The 25,166-nt window shown below is 33.9% G+C and carries 27 protein-coding genes and 1 tRNA gene; 14 read left to right on the forward strand and 14 right to left on the reverse strand.

Annotated features, from left to right (window positions below; translation table 11 throughout):
• Positions 1 to 71: 71 nt before the first annotated feature.
• Both AB3210_RS06025 and AB3210_RS06030 read left to right on the forward strand, forming a co-directional pair.
• Positions 72 to 1,325: a PstA family ABC transporter permease gene (locus tag AB3210_RS06025; protein WP_007302279.1), complete on the forward strand. Its 1,254-nt coding sequence runs from the start codon at positions 72 to 74 to the stop codon at positions 1,323 to 1,325.
• The gene (locus AB3210_RS06030) at positions 1,322 to 2,119 is read left to right on the forward strand and encodes a phosphoribosylformylglycinamidine synthase subunit PurQ (protein WP_019236865.1); all 798 of its coding nucleotides are present in this window, start codon (positions 1,322 to 1,324) and stop codon (positions 2,117 to 2,119) included. The genes AB3210_RS06025 and AB3210_RS06030 overlap by 4 nt, the downstream gene beginning before the upstream one ends.
• Before the next feature lie 106 nt (positions 2,120 to 2,225).
• Here the strand turns inward: AB3210_RS06030 and pdxH are convergent, their stop codons facing one another.
• The 3 genes from pdxH to AB3210_RS06045 are packed head-to-tail and all read right to left on the reverse strand — an operon-like array spanning position 2,226 to position 3,889.
• Positions 2,226 to 2,819: a pyridoxamine 5'-phosphate oxidase gene (pdxH, locus tag AB3210_RS06035; protein ID WP_006014087.1), complete on the reverse strand. Its 594-nt coding sequence runs from the start codon at positions 2,817 to 2,819 to the stop codon at positions 2,226 to 2,228.
• Between the two features lie 15 nt (positions 2,820 to 2,834).
• Positions 2,835 to 3,650, reverse strand: a complete 816-nt coding sequence (gene mutM, locus AB3210_RS06040) for a bifunctional DNA-formamidopyrimidine glycosylase/DNA-(apurinic or apyrimidinic site) lyase (RefSeq protein ID WP_019236864.1) — start codon at positions 3,648 to 3,650, stop codon at positions 2,835 to 2,837.
• A gap of 17 nt (positions 3,651 to 3,667) precedes the next feature.
• Complete coding sequence (locus tag AB3210_RS06045; protein ID WP_230609012.1) at positions 3,668 to 3,889, reverse strand: hypothetical protein; 222 nt, start codon at positions 3,887 to 3,889, stop codon at positions 3,668 to 3,670.
• A 19-nt stretch (positions 3,890 to 3,908) separates the two neighbouring features.
• Here AB3210_RS06045 and AB3210_RS06050 point away from each other — a divergent pair.
• Positions 3,909 to 3,981, forward strand: a tRNA-Thr gene (locus tag AB3210_RS06050).
• Positions 3,982 to 4,122: 141 nt separating this feature from the next.
• Here the strand turns inward: AB3210_RS06050 and AB3210_RS06055 are convergent.
• The 5 genes from AB3210_RS06055 to AB3210_RS06075 form a co-directional block, all read right to left on the reverse strand.
• Positions 4,123 to 4,296: a hypothetical protein gene (locus tag AB3210_RS06055; RefSeq protein ID WP_179943622.1), complete on the reverse strand. Its 174-nt coding sequence runs from the start codon at positions 4,294 to 4,296 to the stop codon at positions 4,123 to 4,125.
• 223 nt (positions 4,297 to 4,519) lie between these two features.
• Positions 4,520 to 4,774, reverse strand: coding sequence for a hypothetical protein (locus AB3210_RS06060; protein WP_019236861.1), 255 nt, complete (start codon positions 4,772 to 4,774; stop codon positions 4,520 to 4,522).
• A 65-nt stretch (positions 4,775 to 4,839) separates the two neighbouring features.
• Entirely contained in the window at positions 4,840 to 6,066 is a 1,227-nt protein-coding gene (locus tag AB3210_RS06065) for a hypothetical protein (RefSeq protein ID WP_265013668.1), read from the reverse strand.
• 672 nt (positions 6,067 to 6,738) lie between these two features.
• Positions 6,739 to 8,265 (reverse strand): acyl-CoA carboxylase subunit beta, encoded by a 1,527-nt coding sequence (locus AB3210_RS06070; protein WP_007302285.1) that lies wholly within the window; start codon positions 8,263 to 8,265, stop codon positions 6,739 to 6,741.
• 124 nt (positions 8,266 to 8,389) lie between these two features.
• Positions 8,390 to 9,214: a hypothetical protein gene (locus tag AB3210_RS06075; protein WP_052264874.1), complete on the reverse strand. Its 825-nt coding sequence runs from the start codon at positions 9,212 to 9,214 to the stop codon at positions 8,390 to 8,392.
• Between the two features lie 135 nt (positions 9,215 to 9,349).
• Here AB3210_RS06075 and der point away from each other — a divergent pair, with 135 nt between their 5' ends.
• The 5 genes from der (at position 9,350) to AB3210_RS06100 (ending at position 12,718) form a co-directional block, all read left to right on the forward strand.
• A complete protein-coding gene (gene der, locus AB3210_RS06080) occupies positions 9,350 to 10,675 on the forward strand; it encodes a ribosome biogenesis GTPase Der (RefSeq protein WP_007302288.1) in 1,326 nt (441 codons plus the stop codon).
• Positions 10,676 to 10,924: 249 nt separating this feature from the next.
• Positions 10,925 to 11,233 carry a hypothetical protein gene (locus tag AB3210_RS06085; protein WP_012481941.1) on the forward strand — a complete coding sequence of 103 codons (309 nt, stop codon included), beginning with the start codon at positions 10,925 to 10,927 and terminating at the stop codon, positions 11,231 to 11,233.
• 41 nt (positions 11,234 to 11,274) lie between these two features.
• Positions 11,275 to 11,832: a hypothetical protein gene (locus tag AB3210_RS06090; RefSeq protein ID WP_230440386.1), complete on the forward strand. Its 558-nt coding sequence runs from the start codon at positions 11,275 to 11,277 to the stop codon at positions 11,830 to 11,832.
• Between the two features lie 98 nt (positions 11,833 to 11,930).
• Positions 11,931 to 12,422 carry a disulfide bond formation protein B gene (locus AB3210_RS06095; protein ID WP_012481943.1) on the forward strand — a complete coding sequence of 164 codons (492 nt, stop codon included), beginning with the start codon at positions 11,931 to 11,933 and terminating at the stop codon, positions 12,420 to 12,422.
• Between the two features lie 125 nt (positions 12,423 to 12,547).
• A complete protein-coding gene (locus AB3210_RS06100; RefSeq protein WP_367363654.1) occupies positions 12,548 to 12,718 on the forward strand; it encodes a hypothetical protein in 171 nt (56 codons plus the stop codon).
• On the opposite strand, the gene AB3210_RS06105 is transcribed toward AB3210_RS06100, so the two are convergent.
• The gene (locus AB3210_RS06105) at positions 12,671 to 14,083 is read right to left on the reverse strand and encodes an IS4-like element ISWosp2 family transposase (RefSeq protein ID WP_214303148.1); all 1,413 of its coding nucleotides are present in this window, start codon (positions 14,081 to 14,083) and stop codon (positions 12,671 to 12,673) included. The two genes, AB3210_RS06100 and AB3210_RS06105, sit on opposite strands and share 48 nt — an antisense overlap.
• 12 nt (positions 14,084 to 14,095) lie before the next feature.
• Here AB3210_RS06105 and AB3210_RS06110 point away from each other — a divergent pair, with 12 nt between their 5' ends.
• Both AB3210_RS06110 and lpdA read left to right on the forward strand, forming a co-directional pair.
• A complete protein-coding gene (locus tag AB3210_RS06110; RefSeq protein WP_367363637.1) occupies positions 14,096 to 14,797 on the forward strand; it encodes an aminoglycoside phosphotransferase family protein in 702 nt (233 codons plus the stop codon).
• 639 nt (positions 14,798 to 15,436) lie between these two features.
• Positions 15,437 to 16,822 carry a dihydrolipoyl dehydrogenase gene (gene lpdA, locus AB3210_RS06115; protein ID WP_052264876.1) on the forward strand — a complete coding sequence of 462 codons (1,386 nt, stop codon included), beginning with the start codon at positions 15,437 to 15,439 and terminating at the stop codon, positions 16,820 to 16,822.
• A gap of 1 nt (position 16,823) precedes the next feature.
• Here the strand turns inward: lpdA and AB3210_RS06120 are convergent, their stop codons facing one another.
• The gene (locus tag AB3210_RS06120) at positions 16,824 to 17,183 is read right to left on the reverse strand and encodes a hypothetical protein (protein ID WP_052264877.1); all 360 of its coding nucleotides are present in this window, start codon (positions 17,181 to 17,183) and stop codon (positions 16,824 to 16,826) included.
• A 73-nt stretch (positions 17,184 to 17,256) separates the two neighbouring features.
• On the opposite strand from AB3210_RS06120, the gene AB3210_RS06125 reads away from it, so the two are divergent.
• On the forward strand, positions 17,257 to 18,279 hold the full coding sequence (locus AB3210_RS06125) for a UDP-N-acetylglucosamine--N-acetylmuramyl-(pentapeptide) pyrophosphoryl-undecaprenol N-acetylglucosamine transferase (protein WP_052264878.1): 1,023 nt from the start codon (positions 17,257 to 17,259) through the stop codon (positions 18,277 to 18,279).
• Here AB3210_RS06125 and gshB read toward each other — a convergent pair.
• Positions 18,264 to 19,190 (reverse strand): glutathione synthase, encoded by a 927-nt coding sequence (gene gshB, locus AB3210_RS06130; RefSeq protein ID WP_052264879.1) that lies wholly within the window; start codon positions 19,188 to 19,190, stop codon positions 18,264 to 18,266. The two genes, AB3210_RS06125 and gshB, sit on opposite strands and share 16 nt — an antisense overlap.
• A 63-nt stretch (positions 19,191 to 19,253) precedes the next feature.
• On the opposite strand from gshB, the gene bcp reads away from it, so the two are divergent.
• Both bcp and recF read left to right on the forward strand, forming a co-directional pair.
• Complete coding sequence (bcp, locus tag AB3210_RS06135) at positions 19,254 to 19,721, forward strand: thioredoxin-dependent thiol peroxidase (RefSeq protein WP_052264884.1); 468 nt, start codon at positions 19,254 to 19,256, stop codon at positions 19,719 to 19,721.
• Positions 19,722 to 19,729: 8 nt separating this feature from the next.
• Entirely contained in the window at positions 19,730 to 20,809 is a 1,080-nt protein-coding gene (gene recF, locus AB3210_RS06140; RefSeq protein ID WP_007302298.1) for a DNA replication/repair protein RecF, read from the forward strand.
• Positions 20,810 to 20,824: 15 nt separating this feature from the next.
• Here the strand turns inward: recF and AB3210_RS06145 are convergent, their stop codons facing one another.
• The 3 genes from AB3210_RS06145 to AB3210_RS06155 form a co-directional block, all read right to left on the reverse strand.
• On the reverse strand, positions 20,825 to 21,985 hold the full coding sequence (locus AB3210_RS06145) for an aspartate kinase (RefSeq protein ID WP_007302299.1): 1,161 nt from the start codon (positions 21,983 to 21,985) through the stop codon (positions 20,825 to 20,827).
• Between the two features lie 89 nt (positions 21,986 to 22,074).
• The gene (locus AB3210_RS06150) at positions 22,075 to 23,793 is read right to left on the reverse strand and encodes a monovalent cation:proton antiporter-2 (CPA2) family protein (protein ID WP_007302300.1); all 1,719 of its coding nucleotides are present in this window, start codon (positions 23,791 to 23,793) and stop codon (positions 22,075 to 22,077) included.
• 5 nt (positions 23,794 to 23,798) lie between these two features.
• Positions 23,799 to 24,371, reverse strand: a complete 573-nt coding sequence (locus AB3210_RS06155) for a thioredoxin family protein (protein ID WP_052264880.1) — start codon at positions 24,369 to 24,371, stop codon at positions 23,799 to 23,801.
• Positions 24,372 to 24,477: 106 nt separating this feature from the next.
• Here AB3210_RS06155 and tmk point away from each other — a divergent pair, with 106 nt between their 5' ends.
• A complete protein-coding gene (gene tmk, locus AB3210_RS06160) occupies positions 24,478 to 25,095 on the forward strand; it encodes a dTMP kinase (protein WP_007302302.1) in 618 nt (205 codons plus the stop codon).
• The last annotated feature ends 71 nt before the right edge of the window (positions 25,096 to 25,166 follow it).

Raw genomic sequence — 25,166 nt, forward strand, 5'->3', positions numbered from 1 at the left:
CCTGTTAGATCTCAGTTCAAGCACTGGAAAAAGGGGAAAGTCTTTTCAAATCCTCATGTAAAGAAAAGTAAATGGGTATAATAAAGAAAAACTTTCTTAAGTTACTTCAATCTAAGCGCGTACATGCTCGTGTAAAAAGAAAAAATAAAAAGAACAACATTTTATGCTTTTGCTCTTTTACAGCACTGATTGTCTCAATTGGGTGTCCTATATGTATATTACTAAGTATATTAGTTAACTCTTACAGTGCTTTAACAGTAACGAAAATTTTATTACCAGTTGAAATAAATGCTGATCTTATTTTAACTAATAATCCTGGTGATTTACGATATAAGTCCATTGGCTTACTCAACAATTCTTTACGTAAGGTGTTTGAAGGAACTGATTTTAAAGACGGTGACGAAATTTTAAGTCGTAATTCTTACAAAGAACTAGAGAAATTTTTTCATAAGAAAGTAAAAGATAGTGGTGAATATGAGATCTGGTTTACCGCGTCAAGTATAATTAATTCAATAAATAAATATAAACATTTGAATGATCATTATGCTAAATTACTTGATTGGTTAAAAGAGAAGGGAAGAGTAAGAAAATTTTTTAATAAGTCTCTGTTTCTTAAGTCTGATTCTTGTGAGCCTGAGAATGCAGGGATTTTAGGGGCATTTATCGGTTCATTAATGACAATTATAGTATGCTTAGCGTTGGCATTGCCAATAGGAATTATGTCAGGTATCTGTCTTTATGAATTTATGCCTAGAAATAGGCTAATAACCAGTATTGTAGAAATTAGCATGAATAACCTTGCTGCAGTGCCTTCGATAATATTTGGTGTGGTAGGACTGACTCTCTACTTGGGCATATTTGGTTTACCCCGTTCTTCACCGCTTGTTGGCGGGATGACTCTTTCATTTATGATGCTGCCTAATATTATTATTGCAACAAAAAATGCCTTTACAAACGTTCCTATTGCAATAAAAGATGCAGCGTTTGCGCTAGGTGCACCTCACATCAAGGTGATATTGGATCACTCTTTACCGATTGCGTTGCCACGGATAATACATGGTGCAGTGCTTGCAATTGCAAGGATTTTAGGCGAATCTTCCCCTTTACTTATGATAGGCATGGTAGCATTTATTGCTGATACACCTACATCCTTCTTCGATCCGGCAACTGTTTTACCTGTACAAATATACATATGGTCAAGTAGTCCTGAAATTGCATTTATTGAGCTTGCTGCCATTGCAATTATAGCTTTATTGTTAATGCTATTTGCTTTGAATTTAATAGCAAATTTTGTAAAAAGAAAGTTTGAGTTTTTTGATTCATGAAAATTACAATCCTATCTGGTTATGGCTTAAATTGCGAAAAAGAAACTGCATTTGCATTTATGGAATGTAGCAGAAAGCTTGGTATTAATAATATTGAAGTAAAAATCGTTCACATTAATGATATTATAGATAATCCAAGTGAACTGAAATTAAGCAATATACTTGCAATTCCAGGAGGTTTTTCCTATGGTGATGACACTGGTGCTGGTAATGCGTTTGCTTTGCGTATAAAAAACAACTTGTTAGACGAATTTCAAAATTTCTTATCTCAGGATAAGCTTATTATAGGGATATGTAATGGTTGCCAGATATTAGTAAAGTTAGTTCCAGAATTCTCTAATCTAGCTTTAACCTCTAATGATATAGGTAATTACCAATGTCGTTGGATTAGAGTGAGAGTTAATCCGCAGAGTAATTCTGTTTGGCTACGGGGCCTGAGTGAACTATATCTCCCTATTGCTCATGGGGAAGGCAAATTTTTTATGGATCAAGATACTTTGAATCAATTGATTGAAAATAATTCCGTTGCACTGCGTTACGTTGATGAAAATGGTGACTATGCAAATTTACAATTTCCTTACAATCCAAACGGATCTATATACGACCTGGCAGCTTTGTCAGACAAAAGTGGTAGAGTTTTAGCTTTAATGCCTCACCCAGAGAGAGGAATATTTTTTACTCAGCAGGACAACTGGCCTCTTGAAAAAGAAAAATGTAAACGTTCAGGAGTGGCTATGCCAAAATATGGTGATGGAATGCTCATATTTGAGAATGCACTAAAATATTTTGCGTAAGTATTACAATACATTACATACAACAAGTTTTTAAACCATAAAAAGTTACTTGATCAGGATGACAATAAATCTTTATTTTTGATCTGCAGAGTAGCTTTCTCTAACGTTAGGGATATAATTGTTCCACTTTCCAATTGCTTTTCTCAACAAGAGTATATCTAAATCTAGTGTGTCTCCTATATTCACCTTCTTGCCAAAATTCAATTACCTTTGGGATTACGCAAAATCCCACCCAAAAGTCAGGACGAGAAACTTGTGTATTGTGAAATTCTTTCTCTTTCAATTCTATAGCCTGCTCAAAATCTTGCCAATTTTTCAGAACTCTTGATTGTTTTGAGCACCACGCGCTAATTTGACTATCGCGTGCTCGAGAGGAGAAATATTCGTCAGCCTTTTTGCCGCTTAGAAGCCTAACTTCTCCTTCAATTCGTACTTGTCTAGAAAATTCTGTCCAATGAAATACGAGTGCAGCTTTGGGGTTCTCAGTCAATTCTTTTCCTTTTCTACTGTTTACGTTAGTAAAGAACACAAAACCTTCTTTACTATACTCCTTTAGTAATACCACTCTTGCAGATGGAATGCAGTCTTTGCTACACGTTGCTAGCGTCATTGCAGTTGACTCTTTACACGGAAAATTAAGTACTTCTTGATACCACTTTGAGAACAAATCAAAAGGATCTTTTTCAGGTAAGAGTGTCATATGCAAAAATAAAATTTAATTCTGACATGCATTGCAAAAATAAGTGCTACGACCATTTTGTCGTATAAGTGTTATGATATTGTTGCAGATTCTGCAAGGTTTTTGCACTTTACCATATACGTAAAAGTTATTTTGAAAGTATCCAGCAGATCCAGATGGCTGTGCATAATCTTTCAGTGTTGAACCACCAGCAGCAATTGCATCACTCAGAGTATTTTTTATTTCGATAGCAAGTTTTTCGCACTCTATATATGTTAAATCTTGTGCTAGCCTAAGTGGTGATATGCGAGCTCTAAATAAGCTCTCAGAAGCATATATGTTACCTACGCCAACTATTAGCTTATTATTCATTAATACTGATTTGATATTTGCTTTTCTGCTCTGTAGCAACTTCTGTAAATAATTTCCATTAAATTCATCTGTGAGGGGTTCTATTCCTAGGTTATTAAAAAAATTTAGTTCTTGCTCTCTGTTTAAAACAATCACTAATCCAAACCTTCTTGGGTCATTAAAGATTAGTGAAGTGTTGTCAGAAAATAAGAATATCACATGATCATGTTTGTTCTGTGCTTGATTATCTTCAGCATATATAAGCTTTCCGCTCATGCCGAGGTGTATGATTACAGCCATACTAGCATCTATATTCGAGATTATATATTTACCTCTACGCTTGATATCATTTATAACTTTGCCCTTTAGCAAATCATCAATATTCTTCGTTATTGGTACACGCAAATTCCAATTATTGACTGTAACATTGCTTATTTTCTTATTTTTGATTTTATCAAATAAGAAGTTAGAGATGACTTCCACTTCTGGGAGTTCTGGCATGATACCTCCTTCAAAACTTAAGTTTCTGATGGTAATTTTGTTGTTAAAGCTTCCTCAAATACGTTTGGGTATTCTGCAGCGCTTTCTCCTAAAAATTCCTCACCACAAACAAATTTTGGAAGGGGTCTGCTTTGTCTACTCTGTTGCTGTTTTTTTCTTTTTAGAATATTTTGCTTTAAAGCTTTTGCCAATCTTTTTCTCTCTTCTTCTTTTTCCTTATTTTTTTTCATGTTATTCATTATCATAATACGTGAACTTGCCGTTGTAGCTCAGGTGGTAGAGTACGTCATTGGTAATGACGAGGTCCCAAGTTCGAATCTTGGTAACGGCAGTTTAGAGGACGATATTCATAAAGTCAATCCTCTAGATGCTAATTAGATTATAGAAAAACGTCTAGTAAATACCTTTTATACACTACCATTAAGCTGCTTTTTCAGTATTACTATTCAATAATACCTGCCGTAATTTTTCTTTAGAAAATCCATGCATTAAAAGAAATTGTATAATCCTTTGCCAAAAATCCCTCACAATATACTGAAGGATTATTAAAACTTACGTTGGCAGGGTTAAACCTGTTACCATAACTTCCCCCACCACAAATATTTTCATAACAACACTGCTTACAATCGTCAGGCCTGTTTTCCATATCACTCAAAAAGTTATTAAAAAATTTATCTGATAAGAACTTAGCCCAACTAGTATTGCTGATGTTATATTCAACAAACTTATGAGGGACACATGTTCTCAAATCATCTAGTGGGCCGAGATTACCATTATTGGAAACACATATTAACGGTAATACAAAAGGACTTCTTTTGCCAAATCCTTCAACTCTTGAATAATTACCGTAAAATAGCTCTAATGAAAAGTTATATAGAAATTTCTCTATCCTTTTTATGATAGTTCTCAGTCAGGTCTTCTTTTATCTTATCTGCCCAGCATATATTACCATGCCCTCCACCATCTCTATCAAACTGACAATGGCTATTGTGATTATTTCTACCATGAAAATTATCTGAAAGCTTTTCTATTCTTTTAAGTATGACACTACTACTAACTTGACCGATATTAGCGCTAAGAAGCTCTAATAATAAATCCACTTGTTTTTCTTTATTGTTTACCATAATTATTTTGCCTTAAAATAGCAAAGTCTAGGTTTACTATAGCTTTTGTCAAGCATTTATCTGAGCTATTTATATATTGGAATGCTACTCGTCATTTTATTTGCTTTCAAATGTATAACTTTCGGTATCTTGTTTTCAAGGACTTTTAACTTAATATTACCACTATTAAAGTCAATACTATAACACTTTAGTTCTTGACCATCCTTGAGTCCCATATTATGGCAATCACTACCTAATTTAACCCCACGTATCTTTTGTAGCTCTAGACTTCTGGTTAAGTTAAAGCATATATCACTATACTTATCAGTATCTTGGAAAGTTAAATTTTTATTTAGTAATCTACTGGGTAATAGACTGAGAAGTATGCTAGAATCTCTTATAGAGGCTATGATGTCTTTTATAAGGGACTCTGGTAAGTAATGTTTTAAATGACTTGCAAATAAGTCAACATTAAAATTAACTTTCTTTGAAGTTATTTCACTTATTATATTATTTATAGTAGTCAATAAGTTATACCTTCCATTACTAACCTCATTTAATTTCTCATCTATTATCATTGCAAGAATAAAACCTTTGTTATAACTCAACATGCTTATGTTTTGATCAAGTAAATGCTTTTGATTTGTTTTTTCGAAATCAATATTAGGTATTAAAGAATTAAAATACTCTTTTAAAGTAATATTAATTATTTTTAAGTACTCATCTTTATCAATAAGTTTCGTGTCAAGTAAGGTTTTCACTCCATAAAATTCCGTAAATCCTTCAAAAAACCACTTATATTTTATTTCATTTTTCTTATCGTTGTCTTGCTCTATTATATGTCCTATATATCTGTGAATTAATTCATGTGATATCACTCTAGTATAATCTTTGATATTTTTTTTTAAGCTTCCCTCAATAATTACATAGTCCTTTCCTGCAGCACCTGTAGTTCTACTAAGATTGGGATTATCAACAAGTACTATATTATACGGCTTACTTTCTAGTATGAATAAGTTATCTTGAGCTAAGATAATTTTATTAATAATATTTACAAGACTGATACTATTATGAGCATTGGTATAAAGCTTATTTCTTTTATCAAGATCAAAACTTCTAAAATTGTCAGTTCTAATAATTTTTTCTATATTATCAAAAGGTTTTCTAAAAGGTAAAAAATCAGGTGAGTTTTTTAAATGTGATGAAGAGTTATCTAAAGCAATAGCAGAATGCATATACTGAATGTATATAAGGAAAAAACAAATAATATAATTTAATAGACTGTGTACATTTTTAAGCTTAATGTTTGCCATAAATAAAACAGGACATTGAAGAAGTGTAAGTAATTACGATTAAGCAAATATAATTTATTGCTAAGTAGGTGATAAGGATAATTTTAATTATCTCTTTAAAACTTTACTCTTCCCATATTATTGAACACCTTATAATAAAGACTGAGAAGAAAGTTACAAAGGATTGTATATTCTTATCATCATAGCGCTGTTACTACAGTAATAACACTAAGAATAACTATAAGTTTCTTTGAATGATAGTTGAATTTTGATTGAAATTTTGAGGCTATAAAAACCGCAGGTACCAGTTGGTTTTTATTAGCTAAAGTAAACGTCAAATATCTGGAATTCTGGACATAAAATCCTCCTTTGAAAAAAAAGATTAGAAAAAAATGCAATGCACATACGACAGAAATTAAGTATGTGTGTATGCACCCACATACGCTGAAGAGGATACGCTACATTTTTTTATGAGTTTGATTGTTTAATAAAAAAAAGTCTGCAGACAAAGATAAATTTTTGAGCTCTAAAAGTATCTCTAATTGTCATTATAATCAGATTTAGAATATGCGGAAGTAATTTTTTAGCTATAAGAATATATTATAGAAAAAAGGAACCCAAAAGTTAGCGTTATTGGTAATCCAACTTGGTGTAACGGCACTGTAGACCTTACAATAAAGACTGAGAGTAAAGTTACAAAGGAAGATTATCATGCTTCTTCCATATTCTTTCTACTTTCTTGTTTTTAAGTAGCTCTAATGCTTTGTGAAAGTGATGCCTTGTTTTACTTGGCACTATAATGTCATCAATGTATCCATGTGATGCAGCAAAAAATGGATTAGCAAATTTCTCTTTATATTCTTTGATTAACGTTTGCTGGTCTTTTTCATGCCTAAATATAATTTCAACTGCACTTTCAGGTCCCATTACAGCTATTTCAGCGGTTGGCCAAGCATAATTTATATCACCTTTTAGATGTTTCGAATTCATGACAATGTATGCACCACCGTATGCCTTCCTGGTGATCAAGCTAATTTTCGGCACGGTCGCTTCAGCATAAGCGTAAAGCAGTTTCGCTCCGTGTTGTATTATATTATTGTATTCTTGATTTGTACCTGGCAGGAAACCTGGAACATCAATAAGTGTGATGATGGGAATGTTAAATGCGTCACAAAATCTTACAAACCTCGCAGCTTTTCTTGAAGAGTCAATATCCAAGCATCCTGCAAGGTGCATAGGTTGATTTGCAACAACACCAATAGTATTTCCTCCAATTCTGCCAAAGCCAATTATGATGTTACGGGCAAAATCGGGTTTTAGTGCAAAAAATTTCCTTTCATCACACACCTTTTCAATAAGTTCATACATATCATAAGGAGTATTAGGATTACTAGGAACTAGAGTGTTCAAAGATTCATCAACATCATCAATTAAGTTGCAGATTGGTACAGATTTCGTTGACTCTTGATTATTTACTGGTAAAAAGGTAAGGAATTCACGGATTCTCAGCAGCATTTCAACATCGTTATTGAACGCAAAATCTGCTACTCCTGTTTTGCTTGTATGAATTTTTGCTCCACCAAGATCTTCGTGGCTTACATCTTCATAGGTAACTTTTTTCACTACATCTGGTCCGGTTATAAACATGTATGAGCTATTTTTTACCATGAAAATAAAATCGGTTAGCGCTGGAGAGTAAACTGCACCGCCAGCACATGGGCCCATGATTAGAGAGATTTGTGGTATAACGCCTGATGCATTTACATTCCTTTGAAAAATTTCTCCGTAACCAGCAAGGGAATTTACTCCCTCTTGAATTCTAGCTCCACCAGAGTCGTTTAGTCCGATAATTGGAATCCTGGCATTAATTGCCATATCCATAATTTTGCATATTTTTTTTGCATGTGATGCACCAAGTGATCCACCAAAGACAGTGAAATCCTGAGAATAAACAAAAACTTTTCTGCCATGAATAGTACCATGGCCAATTACAACTCCATCACCTAAAAAATCAGCATTTTGCATGCCAAAATCAGTTGCGTGATGCTTCACAAACTTATCATACTCTTGAAATGAATTTTCATCGAGCAATATACTCAGCCTTTCTCTAGCGGTTAGCTTTCCTTTTTCATGTTGCTTGTTAACTCTATCAGGACCTCCTCCTTTTTCGGCTTCTAATGTTTTGATCTTTAGAGTTTCTAGTATTTCAGAGTCTTGCATGTAGTAAAATAACTTTCAAATTGGTTGTAAACTTTATTGAGCTTACAAATCCTATTGATTATACACATACACCGTTACTGCATGCAACGGTGTATGTGTACGATAATTAATGCGCTAGCAATTTCTATTTAATATTTTGAGAATGCTGAGACTCACTAACATTCTGTGCACTTGCACTTGTTACACCTGTTGATGGATTAATTGTTATAACTTCTCTTTCAATTCCTTGTAAGTTTGAAGCCAATGAGACCAATTTTGCTAGAGTCATGTCATTATATTTATCCATCTTCTTATTCTCATAATAGCCAATTTTTATTTTTACAGCTTTGTTTTCCTCGAAGTCCTCAGGACTTATATTATCACTTAAATCAGTACAAAATACGTTACCATTTCCACTAATATTTAAAGCAATACTGCAATCTCTATCACCCACTTTCCAGTTAAATTTAATTATACAAGACTCATTTAGTATTTGATAAAGCCTTACACCATCATCACTTTGTGAAACACGCACCAACCTTTTATCTTCTGGAGATACCAATGTAAAAGCTCCAATTTTTGGATTACTATCCTTTAAGGCTTTACCAGGAAATGAGTTATCAAATTTTAACTCACCTCTGCCTTCTTTTAACGATACCCATGCAGTAAATGATTTATCTTCTTTTCCTCTCAACCTCACATCTATAGAATCATTACCTGTATATTCAGCAATTCCTTTTCGAATTACACTCAGAAATTTCTTAGTTTCTTCATCATTGTCACTCAAAAAAAGCTCCTTATTTTCATGTGACCGGGATGGATCATTGAGATTCTCCAATGCTTTAGCTAAAGTTATATAGTTATATATACGTGTCCTTTTGTTATAAGGTGTCCCTAATTTATAAATTTGAGGAGTTAATTGAGCAACTTGACCGCAATTCATTATTAAAGTTTCATTTGCATTATGCATAGCGCCTCCAATTCTACATAATAAACTTAAGATAAAATATCCTAATTTTAGGATAGGTATATAATCTATCAAGTTAATAGTTAAATTAAAAAATTTTGATTATAATTTACTATTTATAAAATACGCTCTTAAACTATGCTGAAAATAGTCATAATAGGCCTTCCAAATGCAGGCAAGTCAACTCTATTTAATAGGCTGGTGGGAAGAAAAGCAGCGGTAGTTAGTGACATTCCAGGAGTAACGAGAGATAGGCGTGAAGGAATTGGAAGAATTAGTGATTTAGAGTTTAAAGTTATAGATACAGGAGGATGGAATGACCAAACCAGTTTTTCACTACAAGTTATTGAACAAATAGAGTTTTCTTTGTCGAGTGCAGATGTAGTTTTCTTTCTTGTTGATGCAAAAGTGCAAAACGAGCAGAACAAAGAGTTTGCAAAGTGGCTGAAGAGAAAAACAAATAAACCTGTAATACTAATAGCAAACAAATGTGAAAGTCATAAATCGGAAAATGTTGATTATTTGCAGTTTTTCAATTTCATAGGTCCGGTATACATCTCAGCCGAACATAATCTTGGCATGGTTGATCTTTATGATGCATTAGCTGGTGTGATTGAAGGTCTTAGCGAAGGCACTGAGCTGCCTGAAAGTGAGTCCATTAGACTGAGGATTGCAATCATCGGTCGCCCAAACGTTGGAAAATCAACTTTTTTAAACAGTTTACTTGCAGAAAATAGACTAATAGTAAGCTCAGAACCCGGTACCACGCGTGACTCTGTGGATATTTCATACGACCATAATGGGAAATTAATCACTCTCATCGACACTGCGGGAATCCGCAGAAAGGCAAATGTTGTTGATAACTTAGAATCAAGATTTGTTGAAAAAAGTATAGAGTCAATAAAGCGCTCTCATGTAGTGATTTTAATGTTAGATTCCTTGCTTGGCATTGAGCAGCAGGATTTATCAATTGCTGAAGCTGCAATTAAAGGGGGGAAGGGAATTATCATTGTTTTAAATAAGTGGGATTTAATAGGTAAGGATGACAGAAGTAAGTTAATAAAATTTGTCAAACAACAGGAAGTGACTCGGTTATTTTTGGAAGTGCCAACTGTAACAATTTCTGCATTGAAAGGTATGCGCTGTGGTGATGTGATAGATAAGTGTCTTGAAGTGAGTGAATCCTTAAACAAGAAGATCAGCACTGCAAAACTGAATAATTGGCTAATAGATGCTGTGGAAAAACATTCTCACCCACTTATAAAAGGTAGAGAGATTAAAATGAAGTATATTGCTCAAATTGGCACCAAACCTCCAGCTTTTTCTTTGGTATGCAACGTCCCGGAAAGTGTTGATGAGAGTTATAAACGTTATTTGACTAATGGTCTTAGAAAAAACTTCTTTGTTGAAGGTGTACCAGTTAGATTGCTTTTGAAAAAGAATAAAAACCCCTATGTAAAGTAGATAATCTTGTTTTACTAATAATATACTTTTTTATCTTAGTAATATTATTAATAAGTAAATAATATTACTTAAATAAGTAGTTGATAAATTAATATTATATAGTAAAGTATTAACTTGTTTAGTACTTTTGCTATGAATTATAAAGGACAAGATTTAAGGCCTGGATCTCCACATACTTTCACGGTTGATACACCTTTAGTATTTCAGTAGCTTCCAAAAAGATATGGATACCCGATTCCAGAAAAATATTTGGAAAGATTGAGCAATTGGGCAAAAAGGGAAGATACGCGTGTAGTGAAATTAGTAATAAATGGATCTGGTTTTACTCCTACGCAACGTAAAGAGTTGGAGAATAAAATATCAAACAGAGAGTTTAACCCAAACAAAAACATAGAGCTTATAGACTTTAATGAGCTGGATTTAGGAGAGTATGAATTTAGCTTTCACTTACAAACAGATAAGAAAACAGAACTATCTAAATGTCCTTTATACACTGTATCTCAATATTTCAAAGATCTATACTCTATTCCAGAAAGTAAAATTTTGGTGTTGAGATAGACAGTATGCGTATATTTATGTTGTTGGTATTGAAATCTCCTATGATCTATTTTGATTTTGATATCTTACCTAAAGAAGATAAGAAAGTTGGTGAGATTCAGGCTGTGCATGGCTTTTTGGTTGCTGAAAATGACAGAAAAGGTTATGACTATGATGGTATAGCAAGTATTGAAAATGCTATCATTGCTCTAAGCTATGATGGTAGAGTAAAAATTATGGAAATTTACAATGAAGTAAAGAATAAGTTTCAAAAAGATTATCCTTTGTTTAAGTTATCAGAACATGAGATTTACAAAATTATGGAAGAGATAGTATATTTCACTCTTTCTAATGACGTTCTTCTTCTTATATCTAGCTATCAAGATTCTAACAAACGTTACAACAGACGTTTGGAAGAAGCAAGATTGCTTATGCAAGAAACATTTGGGTTTAAAACCAATGGAGGAGAAGTTGATACTCAATATGACAATAGCTGGACGAAAAACAAGGATGAATTGTATACCAAAGAAGAAATTGCAAAAATAGATAGTGATACTAGGGTTGTAACTAGTATGCAAACTAAATCAGTATCTAGCTGTGAATACATACATAGAGGCTAGATAAAAAAGTTATAGAGTGATATGTGTCGCTTTATAATTATATAGAACATTATTAAACAAAAGTTGACTTTTTCGGTTGTTGTGGTAATTCGTTAATTATGTCAGATATAAATAACAGTTCTACAATCTTTTTGCTGTCAAGTGCCGCTGCTCTGATTTTTGCATATGTGCTAGAGTATTTCTTCAATATGCTACCATGCAAGTTATGCATATACGAGCGAGTAGTTTACTATGTTACAGGGCTACTTGCAGTTGCGTACATGTTCAAAGACAACAAAATCCTAATCTATGCGATGTTTTGCAGCTATCTCATTGGTGCAATAATATCTTTTTATCATGTAGGTCTTGAACTCCACTTATTTCATGATGTTTTAGGCTGTACAGAGCAAGCAAGTGGTAACGTTAGCATAGAAGAGTTGAGAAATAATCTATTAAACCCCAATTACTCTCCGTCTTGTGACAGGCCTCATTATATTTTTGGTGTTTCATTAGCAACATGGAATCTTATTTATCTTATAGTAGCCCTGTTTGTATCAGGTAGGATATATTGTAAAGAAAGAAATTTAAGGCACAATTGGTGCAAAAAGTAGCAAGAGTAGATGCTGCATTTGTACACCGCTTAGTTGTCACCCAGTTTCCGCAATTTAAAGATCTGTCTATCTGCCAAATCGTGCCCGGTGGATGGGACAATAGAACATTTCGTCTGGGTGATCACATGCTTGTGCGTATGCCAAGCGCTGCAAAGTATGCAATGCAGGTGGAAAAGGAACAAAAGTGGTTACCCAGGTTGGCACCTTTACTGCCACTTTCAATTCCAAAGCCTTTGGCAATCTTACTATTACCCACAAATATAAAGTTCGTGAGCAAGTCGCCATCCTTCTGCTAGATCAAAGAGACGTCTCCATCCTTTCCAAATAGTAATGGGGCCTGGTTCTAGATCATTTTTTCTAGCCAAATGTCCTCCAAGTTGAGCAATCCATGAAACAGCTTCTTTTATAGTAGGAGTTGCATTTGAACATGGTTTTCTATGTATTTTTACATATAGAACTTTCCATTCTTCTTCGGCTAATAAGGTAGTACACGGTAATGTTGGATCAGTTCTTGCAATTGTTGTAATAAAGAAAATTCTCCAAGCAATAATACTCATTACTGTTAAATATCGCATCAACCTTTCTGCTGTTCCAAGCCTACATTCTTCAACTTTGAGACCAGATTTTAAAATTTTATGTAATATTTCTATTTTCCATCTAAGACAATACCACCTAACTTTTTCAACAGCTTCATCAAAGGTATTGACTGGAAGATTTGTTAAAAGCATCCACTCTAGCGGATTTGTTTCAGAAGGAAAGTCTTTTTCAACAACGTAAACTGCATAGTGTGGTAATTTAAGTAATTCTTCTGTCTTATGCCTAATACTATTCTTAGATGGATGCATAATAAACTTTCCGAATCTAACTTCCAAATGTGCTGTTCTTTTTGGCTTATTATCTTTTGCAGGAACTTCAACTTTTACCGTACCTGCACAATGAGAGGATTTAATAAATTCCCATAACTTCTGCTCACCTTTTTCAGGATATCGAGATTTTCTATTTACTGCCCTATCTTTGGAAGCTCTAACTAACACTGCCGAATTAAGATTATATGCAAGCTCAAAAAACTCATATATATCTGCTTCTCTATCGCATATGGTTATAGTCTCAGTTTGAGTTGAATCAATAATGTTGTTTGTGTTGCTTAAAGTTTCTAACCATTTTATACTCTCTTTATCTTCAATGCGGATACTGTCATTGTTCTTTTTTTTTATGTTTTCAGATTCTTCAGGTCTTGAATAAATTTTTTGATCTAGTATCCCTAGTACCAAACCTTCTATACTAACAGCTAGAGCTGTATGCATTATAATACCTTGACTATGTTTTCTTGTAATAACTCCCAATCCACTTGTTTTTTCATGGTCTGTGTATGAAATATAACTTGTATCTTGGATCACAAAAATTTTTTTATGGGCTTTTGTTCTTTCAACTGTTTTAGCAACGTGTGAAGCTAGAATATCGCCTTCTTTCACGTTCTCATTTTGAAAAAAACGATATGCTGCTTTTGCTTCTGACCAACTTCCACACGCCTGATTGATTGAGCTTTCAGGTAAACTTGTAAAACTATCAGCAATATTTACTAATCGGTCAGTTAACCTTTTATCTCCAAGTACAGCATCTCCAAATTCATTTTCAGCCCATTCATTATTCCTGTTTGCCATTTTTTACCCTCAATGTTTGCAAACTTTAATGTTGTAATACTTTATTTTTATGTCCATTTATATTTGTGGGTAATAGTAAGTTTGGCAATGGGAGAGTCGTGTGAGGGTTACCTATGGCAATGGTCTATTTACCAATGGATTGATGGCAACACCGCTGCATCTGTGCACATAGCAGATCTGAATAACTTTGCAACCAGCCTTGCTCAATTTCTCGCTGCTTTACAACGCATAGATACTACAGATGGGCCTCTTCCCGGACCACATAATTTCTATCGTGGAGGGGTACTAACAACCTATAATGCTGAGACAAAGCAAGCAATTGCCGTTCTAAAAGATAGAATAGATGCCAATGCTGCAATCGAGCTCTGGGAAGCAGCGCTAGCAAGCGCTTGGAAAGGTTTGCCAGTGTGGGTCCATGGTGACGTTAGCGCTGGCAACCTATTGGTGCAAGAAGGAAAATTGAGTGCCGTCATTGATTTTGGAGGATTGGGGATCGGCGATCCCGCTTGCGATCTAATGATTGCTTGGACGCTGCTTAGAGGAGAAAGCCGAAAAATCTTCCGTGCAATGCTTCCGTTGGATGCTAGCACTTGGACTCGTGGCCGTGCCTGGGCTTTATGGAAGGCTCTTGCTGATATTACCACAAACACGAACGCTGTCGAAGCTTGGCACACTATTAATGAAGTGTTTAGAGATTATAAACGCAATTCATAAAGTATATTTGTATGAACATTGTGATTTGAGAGCAATCTCCACTAGAAAGGATGTAATCTCAGTATTGAAATCCAGTTTTTTTATCAAAAAATTTTTTGTATAAGGAAGGTGTCATACTAGTCACAGCTGTACGAACATTGTGATTTGGGCTAAAAAGATGCGAGTAGCCCCTTCGGTGTCATCTTATGTTTTTGTCATCCCAGTGCCCAGATACTGGGATCCAGAACAGGTAATAAGAAGTGCTGGAATGACATCCTGAAATTTTAGCTACAAATATTAAGAAATTTACCAAATAGAAAAAAGGCAAAAGAATCCCCCAGTAGTGAGTTTTGACCCTATAATAATGTAAATTGGCGTTGTAATAATGTGCTAACGCTTATTTAAAGCGCGTTTTGGCTGAATGTAGAAAAAATAAAAAAAGACATGCAGCCGCTATAATTTTTTGTAATTTGCCAATAAATATCTGAGTTTTTTACTGAATTTTGTTGTTAAATCTGCAGAGATTAAAAACAAGGATAAATACTCTTATTGATATGATAAGGAACGTGGGAAGGTTTGTCAAGTCGCTTCTATACACCTGAGCATTGATCATACGGGTTCCATCTGTTATATATAGTCTTTTGCACACGAAAAAAACTGATGAATGAGTATGATATTACAGTTATAGGCAGCGGTCCTGGTGGTTATATAGCAGCAATTAGGGCGGCGCAGCTTGGGTTTAAAACTGCAATTGTTGAAAAGGAGGAAAATTTGGGTGGTATATGCTTAAATTGGGGATGTATACCAACAAAATCGCTACTTAGAGCGTCTGAAGTTTATAGATTAATAAGAAGATCAGAAGAATTTGGCATAAAAGTAAAGGATACAAGTTTTGATATACAATCAATAGTGAAATATTCAAGGAACGTTGTTGATAAGCTATCAAGTGGTGTTGAGTATTTGATGAAAAAAAATAACATCAAAGTCCATCAAGGCTTCGGTAAACTTGCAGGTAATCGTACTATAAAAATTCTTAATGACAAAAAGGAGGAGGAAATTTCTTCCAAGCATATCATTTTAGCAACAGGTGTAAGGGCAAGAAATCTTCCTGGAATCGAAGTAGATGGAGATTTAATATGGAATGCGCAGCACGCTATGACTCCAAAGAAGTTACCAAAATCTCTACTAATCATAGGTTCTGGTGCGATAGGAATAGAGTTTGCAAGTTTTTATAGTACTTTGGGAGTTGATGTAACAATTATAGAAGTAAAAGACACTATTTTGCCGCTGGAAGATAAAGATATTTCAAATTTAGCACAAGAAATATTCACAAAACAAAGGATAAAAATATATACAAACAGTAGCGTAAAAGCTTTGACTAAAAATAAAGACTTTGCTCAAGTGTTACTAAGTAGTGGTGAGAGCAAAGAATTTGATAGGGTGATTGTTGCAGTTGGCGTGCAAGCAAACACTGAAAATATAGGTTTAGAAAATACAAAAATTAAGTTGAGTCCTTCTGGTTTCATTGAAACGAATGAGTGGTATGAAACAAGTGAATCAAGTGTGTATGCAATAGGTGATGTAGCTGGTCCCCCATGTTTAGCGCATAAAGCAAGTCATGAAGCTGTAATCTGTGTTGAGAAAATTGCCGGTAAAAATGCTCATAAGTTAAAAAAAGAGTGCATACCAAATTGCACTTACTCTCATCCGCAAGTAGCAAGCGTTGGCCTTACTGAGGAACAGGCAATAAAAAGTGGATACGATATAAAAGTAGGAAAATTTCACTCCAACTTTAATGGTAAATCTATTGCACTAAGTGAAACTGAAGGTTTAGTGAAAACAATTATAGACAAAAAAACAGGCGAACTTCTGGGTAGCCACATGATAGGTGCGGAAGTAACAGAGTTAATTAGCAATTTTGCTCTTGCAAAGCAACTAGAAGGAACAGACTTCGACATAAAATCTACGATTTTTCCTCATCCAACCATTTCAGAGATGATACATGAGTCAGTACTTGCTGCAGATGGTGAATCGCTGAATAGTTGAACTAACGTTCTATCGTTTTGGAGCTACAAGTATCCTGATTAGGCGATTCAATTCTAATAGATTGATTACCAATATCAGATTTTTCTAACTTTTCTTTTAACCCTTCAGCTGCTTCTTTCACTTCAAGCTTTTTTTCCTGATTAAGATCCTCTGGGCTTTTTCTTTTACTGTCTAAACCTTGTTGTCTATCAATATTTTTATTGAGTTGTTCTTGCTGAGGTAGATCAACAACTGAGTTAAAAAGAGCTTTTATTATGTTTTTTAATAAACCTCCGCTTCTGCTTTGCTCTTGAGGCTTATTTTTTACGTTAGATTCTTTTTTACTGTCACTACTTTTAGGCATTTTTAACTCAACTATCATAAAGCTTGATAAAATTTTACATGCAAAGTATTAAAAAATAATTAACAATCTATTATCAAATTACTACTTACAGATGACTATTATTCTAGCAACAGGCGGTACAGGTGGGCATGTTTTTCCAGCTATAACCTTAGCAAAAGCACTAAAGGTACAAGGGCACAATTGTATATTATTCACTGATCAAAAAACCATCAATATAGAAAGTTATATTTTACCATTGTGCAAGCCAAGTGGCAACAAATTGAAGTTTCTCTTTTTGTTAATGTATAGTTGTGTATTAGCACTGTATCAAACGAGAAAATTAAAACCAAAGCTAATCATTGGTTTTGGTAGCTACGCTTCTTTTCCAACTCTTCTTGCAGCAAAGATTCTTTCTATACCTATAGTTTTACATGAACAAAACACAGTTTTAGGGAGAGTAAATAGATTCTTTTTCAAGAGTGCAAAATTAATTGCAACTAGCTTTCCAGAGACTAAGTATGCAGAAGGTAGTAAATGCGTTTTTACAGGAAATTTTGTCGATATAGAAGCACAAGGCTATTCTAGAGCTGAAACAGTTTTAAACGTGTTAATAATAGCAGGCAGTCAGGGTGCAAATTTTTTTGATGATGTAGTGAGCAGCGTAATTTGTGATCTACCTGTTGAAGTAAAAGAGAGGATTAGAGTAACGCAGCAATGTACGAAGAAAAATATAAACAAGGTCAAGAGTCTATACAAAAGTGAAGGAATTGATTGTGAGTTAAGTGAGTTTTTCGATGATATGGAAAATAAGCTGGCCAATGCTCATTTGGTAATTAGCAGAGCGGGGGCAACTTCAATAGCAGAGATTACTCTTGCTGAGCGTCCTGCTGTATATATTCCTTATCCTCACTCAAAAGATAACCATCAATTTTATAATGCAAAACATATTGAAGATTCGGGAGCAGCTGTAATAGTTGAGCAAAATAGTAACGCGAAAAAGAATCTAGGAGAGTTGCTAGTTGATTTATTGCAAAATTGTCAAAAATTGCGTGATATGGCTAATAATACTAAGAAAACAAGAATAAGGAATGGAGTTACTGAATTTATTAAGGCAATAGCTCAAGAACTTAGTTGACGAATTGCTTTTTCTTCAAATGCATCCCATAGTTCTTTTTCTAGTGATTTACTATACAACTTATTGATATAAACTACTCCCGTAGGCGAAGTTGTGTTAATTTCAAGAAGGAAGTCATCTATAATATCAATACCAACAAATATTAGCCCTCTTTTCTTTAGCTCAGGACCGATTTTATTACATATTTCAGTGTCTCTATCATTCATTTCAATAGATTCAAAACTTGCTCCAAGCCTCATATTTGTTCTGATTTCTCCGCTAGACTTTGGAACTCGCTTCATTACTCCTATTGGCTTTCCATCCAGTAGCAGTATTCTTTTATCTGTATTTATCTTTTTACAAAATGCTTGTGCAATTACAGGACATTCATATTTTGCAATCATGAGATCGACTACCACTTGAATGCTATTTTGGTCTTGTATTCTTATTACGTCATTTCCTCCATAGCTATATAGTGGTTTCAAGATGATATCTTGATAGTCGTGACAAAAATTTCTAATCATCGATATATTTTCAGTGATCAAAGTTGGAGGAATTAGCTCTAGAAATAGTGAAGTAATTAATTTTTCAGGACAGTTTCTTATTTCTGTTGGATTATTTATTACTAACGCAGTAGTCTTTTCTAAGATATAGGTTGTTGTAATGTACCGCATATCAAATGGTGGATTCTGTCTGATAAATATGATATCCATTTCATTTAGGTTGATTACTACATCCTCTTTTGAAATGAAGCTACAATCATCAACGCTGACTTTCTGAGCAAGGGCAATTGGCTGATTTAACTTGAGTGCTAAATTATTAGGTACATAAACAAAAATTTCGTACCTTCTTCTTTGCGCTTCTTTTATTAATGAAAATGTAGTATCAGCTTCAAAATTTATACTTTCATCCATCTGAAAAGCTACTTTCATTTATCCTCCCTTCCTATTACAATATAATATAGTACCATAAAAGTGTTAATAATGGAGCAAAGTATGGAATTAACAATAAGAAATAATGCACCTGATTTTAGCTTGCCAACAGATTCTGGTGAGATTTTATCACTGAGTGAATTTTTTGATAAAAAAAATGTAGTTCTTTATTTTTATCCTAAAGACGATACTCCGGGCTGCACAATGGAGGCAAAAGGCTTTAGAGACAATATAGAAAATTTCTCTTCTTTTGACACAGTGATAATTGGTGTATCAAAAGATAGCGTTAAGTGCCACGCTAACTTCAAAGCAAAATATTCTCTGCCATTTTCTTTAGTTTCTGATGAAAATGCTGAAATGTTGGAAAAGTATGGTGTTTGGGTAGAGAAAAGTATGTTTGGCAAAAAGTATATGGGAATAGAGCGCACTACTTTTTTAATAGATAAAAAAGGTAAAGTAGTGAAGATCTGGAAAAACGTAAAAGTTAGTGGACATGTTGATGAGGTTCTAGAAGAAGTAAGGAGAATATAAATTAAAGAATGACTACCCATTGCTATATAAAAAAACTGAAATTATATAACTTTCGTAGTCATTCAAACTTTGAACTGGATTTAGATGATAGACCAGTTGTAGTAACTGGCAAAAATGGTATTGGAAAAACTAATATACTTGAAGCAATCTCATTGCTTGCTAAAAGCAACGGAATGAAAAAAGCAAAAATCAATGAGATGCAAAATAGGCGCAGTAATGAAAGTTGGGTAGTGTATTATGATTTTTTCAATGGAGCAGAGCTTAACTCAATTGGTATAGGAAAGAATCTTAATAAGAAATTAATACAAATTGATGGGAAAACGCAGTCAAGCTACTCATCTTTGTATAGAATATCTAATGTAATATGGCTAATTCCACAAATGGACTATATTCTTCTTAATTCTCCAAGTGACAGGTTAAAATTTTTAGACCGTATAGTTTCACTATTTGAAGAAAATTACACCTATTGCTACATGAAATATAGAAAAGCTAAGCATGAGCGAAGTAAATTGCTTAGAGAGAATATTTTGGACGAAAGTTGGCTCTCTAGTCTTGAAAACGTCATGGCTACCAATGCAATTGATATTTTACGTATGCGATCATCTGTTTTAAAGATATTACAAGACACAATTGATAACCATTCTTGTGAGTTTTTTCCAAAGGCAAGTTTGAAATTTAGCAGTCAGCTAACTTTGAACGATACTGCAGAATATTTTCAGAATCGTCTAAAGGAAAACAGAGAAAAAGACTCATTAACTGGTAGAGTAACCTTTTCTGTACATAATGATAATTTTTGGGTTTTTTGCCAAAAAGGGGACATGCCAATAAATCTTTGTTCTACTGGAGAGCAAAAGCTATTACTGCTTTCTATCATCTTATCTAGTGTAAAAGCAAGGTGTATTCATTACAATAAAGCACCTCTTCTTCTGCTTGACGATATAATGTCGCATCTGGATAAAGATTACAGAAAGGTGTTAATGGAGGAGGTGTTAAGCATTCAATGTCAAACTTGGATAACCGATGTAAATCAAGATAATTTCAATAACTATCTTTGCTCTTTCAAGTTTTTTGAATTATCAAGTAAATAAATTTCAAGCGTGCTGTCATACATCAAGCTCATATTCGGTATGTAAATCTCTAATTAAAGCCTCAGCGTGTTTTTTTTGAACAACTATACTGATCTTGATTTCGGACATTGTGACAGCAAGTATTTCTATCTTTTTTTCGCTTAAAACCTTGAGTGTGCGATACATCACTTCAGTGTTAGACATAACACCAATACCAATTATTGAAATTTTAGCTATATTATTGTTTACGACATAATTTTCATTTTTGTTCAATAACTTTGTCATTAAATCAACATCAAATTTAGAAATCAAAAAGCTTGACCCATGTATCATGTCAACTTTAACGTTTGCTCCTGCTATATCTCTTAAAGTATCCAGAGTATTTGCAAAGTTAGTAAAAGTTACAAGAGCTTCGTGAGTGCTATAAGTTATTCCAGTAATTAAGTATCTTTCCAGTACATCTTTTTCGTGTAGTACTGTAGTGCCTTCTACTTCCTCAAAAGTGGATAACACTTGCACCTTAATATTATGCTTCATTGCAAGTTGTACTGAACGATTATGCAATATTTTAGCACCAGATGACGACATCTCCAATATTTCATTGTAAGAGATAGATTTAAGCTTGCGTGCCCTTGGAACAATTTTTGGGTCTGCTGTATATATTCCGTCAATATCAGTAAAAATTTCACAAGTCCTAATACCAAAGACTACAGCAAAGGCAATTGCTGAGATATCAGATCCTCCTCTACCAAAAGTAGTGATTCTATCATCGTGTATACCCTGAAAACCAGCAATGATTGCAGCAGTATAACCCTCAGCAAAAGATCTTTTTACATGGTCAATTTTTATCTTTTTTATTTTAGACTCAGAATAAAAATTATCCGTTACAATTGGTAACTGCCAGGCGAGCCATGATTTAGCATTAACTCCAACAGACAGAAGAGTGATAGCTAATAACCCGCAAGAGATTTGTTCTCCTGCTGAAAGCAGGACATCATACTCTGATAACTCTTGTCTACAATTTAAATTTGAAATTTGCCTGGCTTGAAAAGCCATTTGGTCAGTGAATCCTGCAGCAGCAGATACAACAGCAATTACATTATAACCTTTTTCAATATCGTTTTTTATTAGATTTGCAACTCGATTTAAGTCAGTTAGCGAAGTACCACCAAATTTTTTTATTATTATTTTGTTCATAGTTACAATAAGGTCAATTTCACCTTTCTAGAGAGTATAGTTGCTTAATTAAATGTGTTTTTCTGATCACTAATTAAAGTGATAGAGGATTATTCATCTTTATCACTACCAAGGTCTTTTAACATACTGTAGTTGCCTTTTCTAAATTTACCTTTTAAAGATGTAACTCCGCTTTCGCTAATTCCACTTAAGCTTAATGCTGCTCCACCTAGCTGCAATCCAATCTCAGACGTCTCGGGAATAATTTTACTAGCCCCTAGATCTTTATAAACCTCCACATTATTCAAATCTGGTAAACGTATTATAATATTTACATGTGGGAAGTTTGTTGCAACTAGAGAAACTATTTTCTTTATAGTGACTTCGTTCTTTATTGAAACCACAAGAGCTTGAGCTCTTTCTATTCCTACTGATTTTAAAATTTCATATCTTGTAGCATCTCCAAGATATATAGGGAAACTGTCATTTTTTCCTTCTTTCACTATTTTTGATTGAATATCTACAACAACATAACTTAAATGCTCTGCAGTAAGCATTTTCGTTACCATATATCCCACTCTACCAAACCCGGCAACTATTACGTGGTTATAAAGATCTTGTGTGTCTGTTTCGATTGCTTCATCGTCTAGTATTATTTTTTCAGTGCTAAATGAATTTGCTATCCAGTCTCCAATTCCCGATAAAAGAGGAGTAAAAGCCATAGTTACTGTAGTTACCATCATAAGCACTTGAGCGATTTCACTTGATAGTACATCTAATTCATCTGCTAAACGGAATAAAATAAATGCAAATTCACCGCCTTGTGCAAGCAGTAATCCAGCTTGTATTGCAGGTGCACTTCTAAATCCAAAAAATCTACACAATGTATATATAATGGACGTCTTTAAAACGATAAGGATAATTGATAATAAAGTAACGAGTGGTAACTTATTGAGTAAAAGGTCAATATCAATAGACATGCCAACAGTCATAAAGAATAAACCAAGAAATAAGTCTTTAAATGGCAATACTGCATGTTCTACCGAATTCCTGTGTTCTGTTTCTGCAACTAGTAACCCAGCAACAAATGCGCCTAATGCCATTGATAAATGAAATTGTTCAGTAATAAATGCTGATCCTAATATTATCAGAAGTGTTGTTGATATAAAGATTTCATTACTCTCCATTTTGGCAATAACCGAAAACAATGGCCTCAGTAATAACCTACCAGTTACAAATATCAACACCAATGCAATAGCTGCTTGCACTAATGAGCCTGCCAACGAGCTTATTAAGCTGTGTTCAGAATTGCCAGTAAGCAGGGGCACTAGTACTATTAGAGGTACCACTGCAAAGTCCTGCATTAGTAGCACTGCTATTGACAATCTACCAACTTGGCTTGCTTGAGAACCCTTTTCTTGCAGAACCTGCAACACTATTGCTGTTGAGGATAGTGCAAGTCCACCACCAATAACTGCTGCCATGTTTGTATTTACTCCAAAGGCAAGAGCAATGCACCATATTGCTATCATGGTAACTATAACTTGAAGGGAACCAAACCCAAACACATGCCTACGCATAGCGATAAGGCGTTCAAATGTCAATTCAAGACCTATAATGAACAATAGGAAAACTACGCCAAACTCTGCAAAGTTATCCATTACTTCAACTGAATGTATCAGATTAAATCCATGAGAACCAATCAATGCACCTGCAACAAAGTAACCAAGCACTGGACTAATATTCATTTTCCAAAACGCTATGACTATAAACACAGCAGCGGAAAGTAAGATTATAATATCAAACAAATGCTGAGAGCCGCTGTGCATAATATTTAACCTGTAGAATTAGACCATTTTATTGAACAACCAATACTTGATTTTTGGTCAATTGGAGGATTGCTAGTTTTTGCAATAAATTTCATCGCTTGAAATAAATCACTACTTCCTATTTCATAATTTTGAACTTTCTCTTTTTTTGCATTGTTAAAACGTCCACGATAACGAAGTTTTAAATCAGCGTTAAACCCAAAGAAATCAGGGGTACAAACAGCACCATACTCTTTAGCTACTTCTTGGTTACTGTCAATTAAATATGGAAATGTAAACTTATTTTTCTCTGCAAAATTAATCATGTTTTCAAAAGAGTCTTCTGGGTACTTATTCACATCATTTGGCATGATTGCAACGGTGTTTACCTGATAATCTTTTTTCAACAAATTAACATCGCTTACTAGATTGCTAATAATTGATTGAACGTAAGGACAGTGATTGCATATAAACATTACAATAAGACCATTTTCCCCATAGCAGTCACTTAATGTATAATATTTGTTATCCACTCCCAAGAGATTGAAATTCTTTGCAGTAAAGTCTAAATCTATCTTAGGAGTGTCTAGCGTAACCATAGCTCATAGAGAATTGTATACCGTATATAATTTATGATCTTATTGCTTAAATGTCAAATGGTTTCTATGTACACTATTTGCATTTAGCATTGTAATTATAAAATTTATGTTCATAACCTTCGAAGGAATAGATGGTTCTGGTAAAACAACACAGTCTGAGTTACTTGCAAATTATTTCAAGCAAATTCACGGTGAAAATAATGTCGTATTGACTAGAGAACCAGGTGGTACTGATTTTGCAGAAAAAATAAGAGGATCACTACTTAAGGATAATATTGATCCCATCTCTGAACTTTTATTATTTACCTCAATGAGATATGAACATATGAAAGAATTAATACTACCAGCTCTTAAAGAGGGAAAGACAGTTATTTGTGATCGATTTATCGATTCAACTATTGCGTATCAAGGGTATGGACTAGGTGTTGACTTGAGTCTAATAAGAGACTTACACAAATTAGTGGAAATTAAATATCCAGATATCACATTTATTTTAGATATTGATGTTCAAGTTGGACTCAGCAGAGCAAAGGATAAAAATAAGTATGAAGAAATGAGCATTGATTTCTATCATAAAATTCGAAAAGGATTTCAAGAAATAGCTATAAAAGAATCTAATAGATGTAATGTTATTACTGGAATTGCAGATAAAGACAACAATAAAGTGTATAGTGAAATTATTGATGTAATAAGAAAAAAGAAAAAAGGCATGCAGCCGCTATAATTTTGTCAATAAATACCCTGAGTTTTTTACTGAATGTTACGATTGAGCCTACAGGTCAAAAACAAGCTTTG

Source organism: Wolbachia endosymbiont (group B) of Scrobipalpa ocellatella (assembly GCF_964188425.1).
GTDB lineage: Bacteria > Pseudomonadota > Alphaproteobacteria > Rickettsiales > Anaplasmataceae > Wolbachia.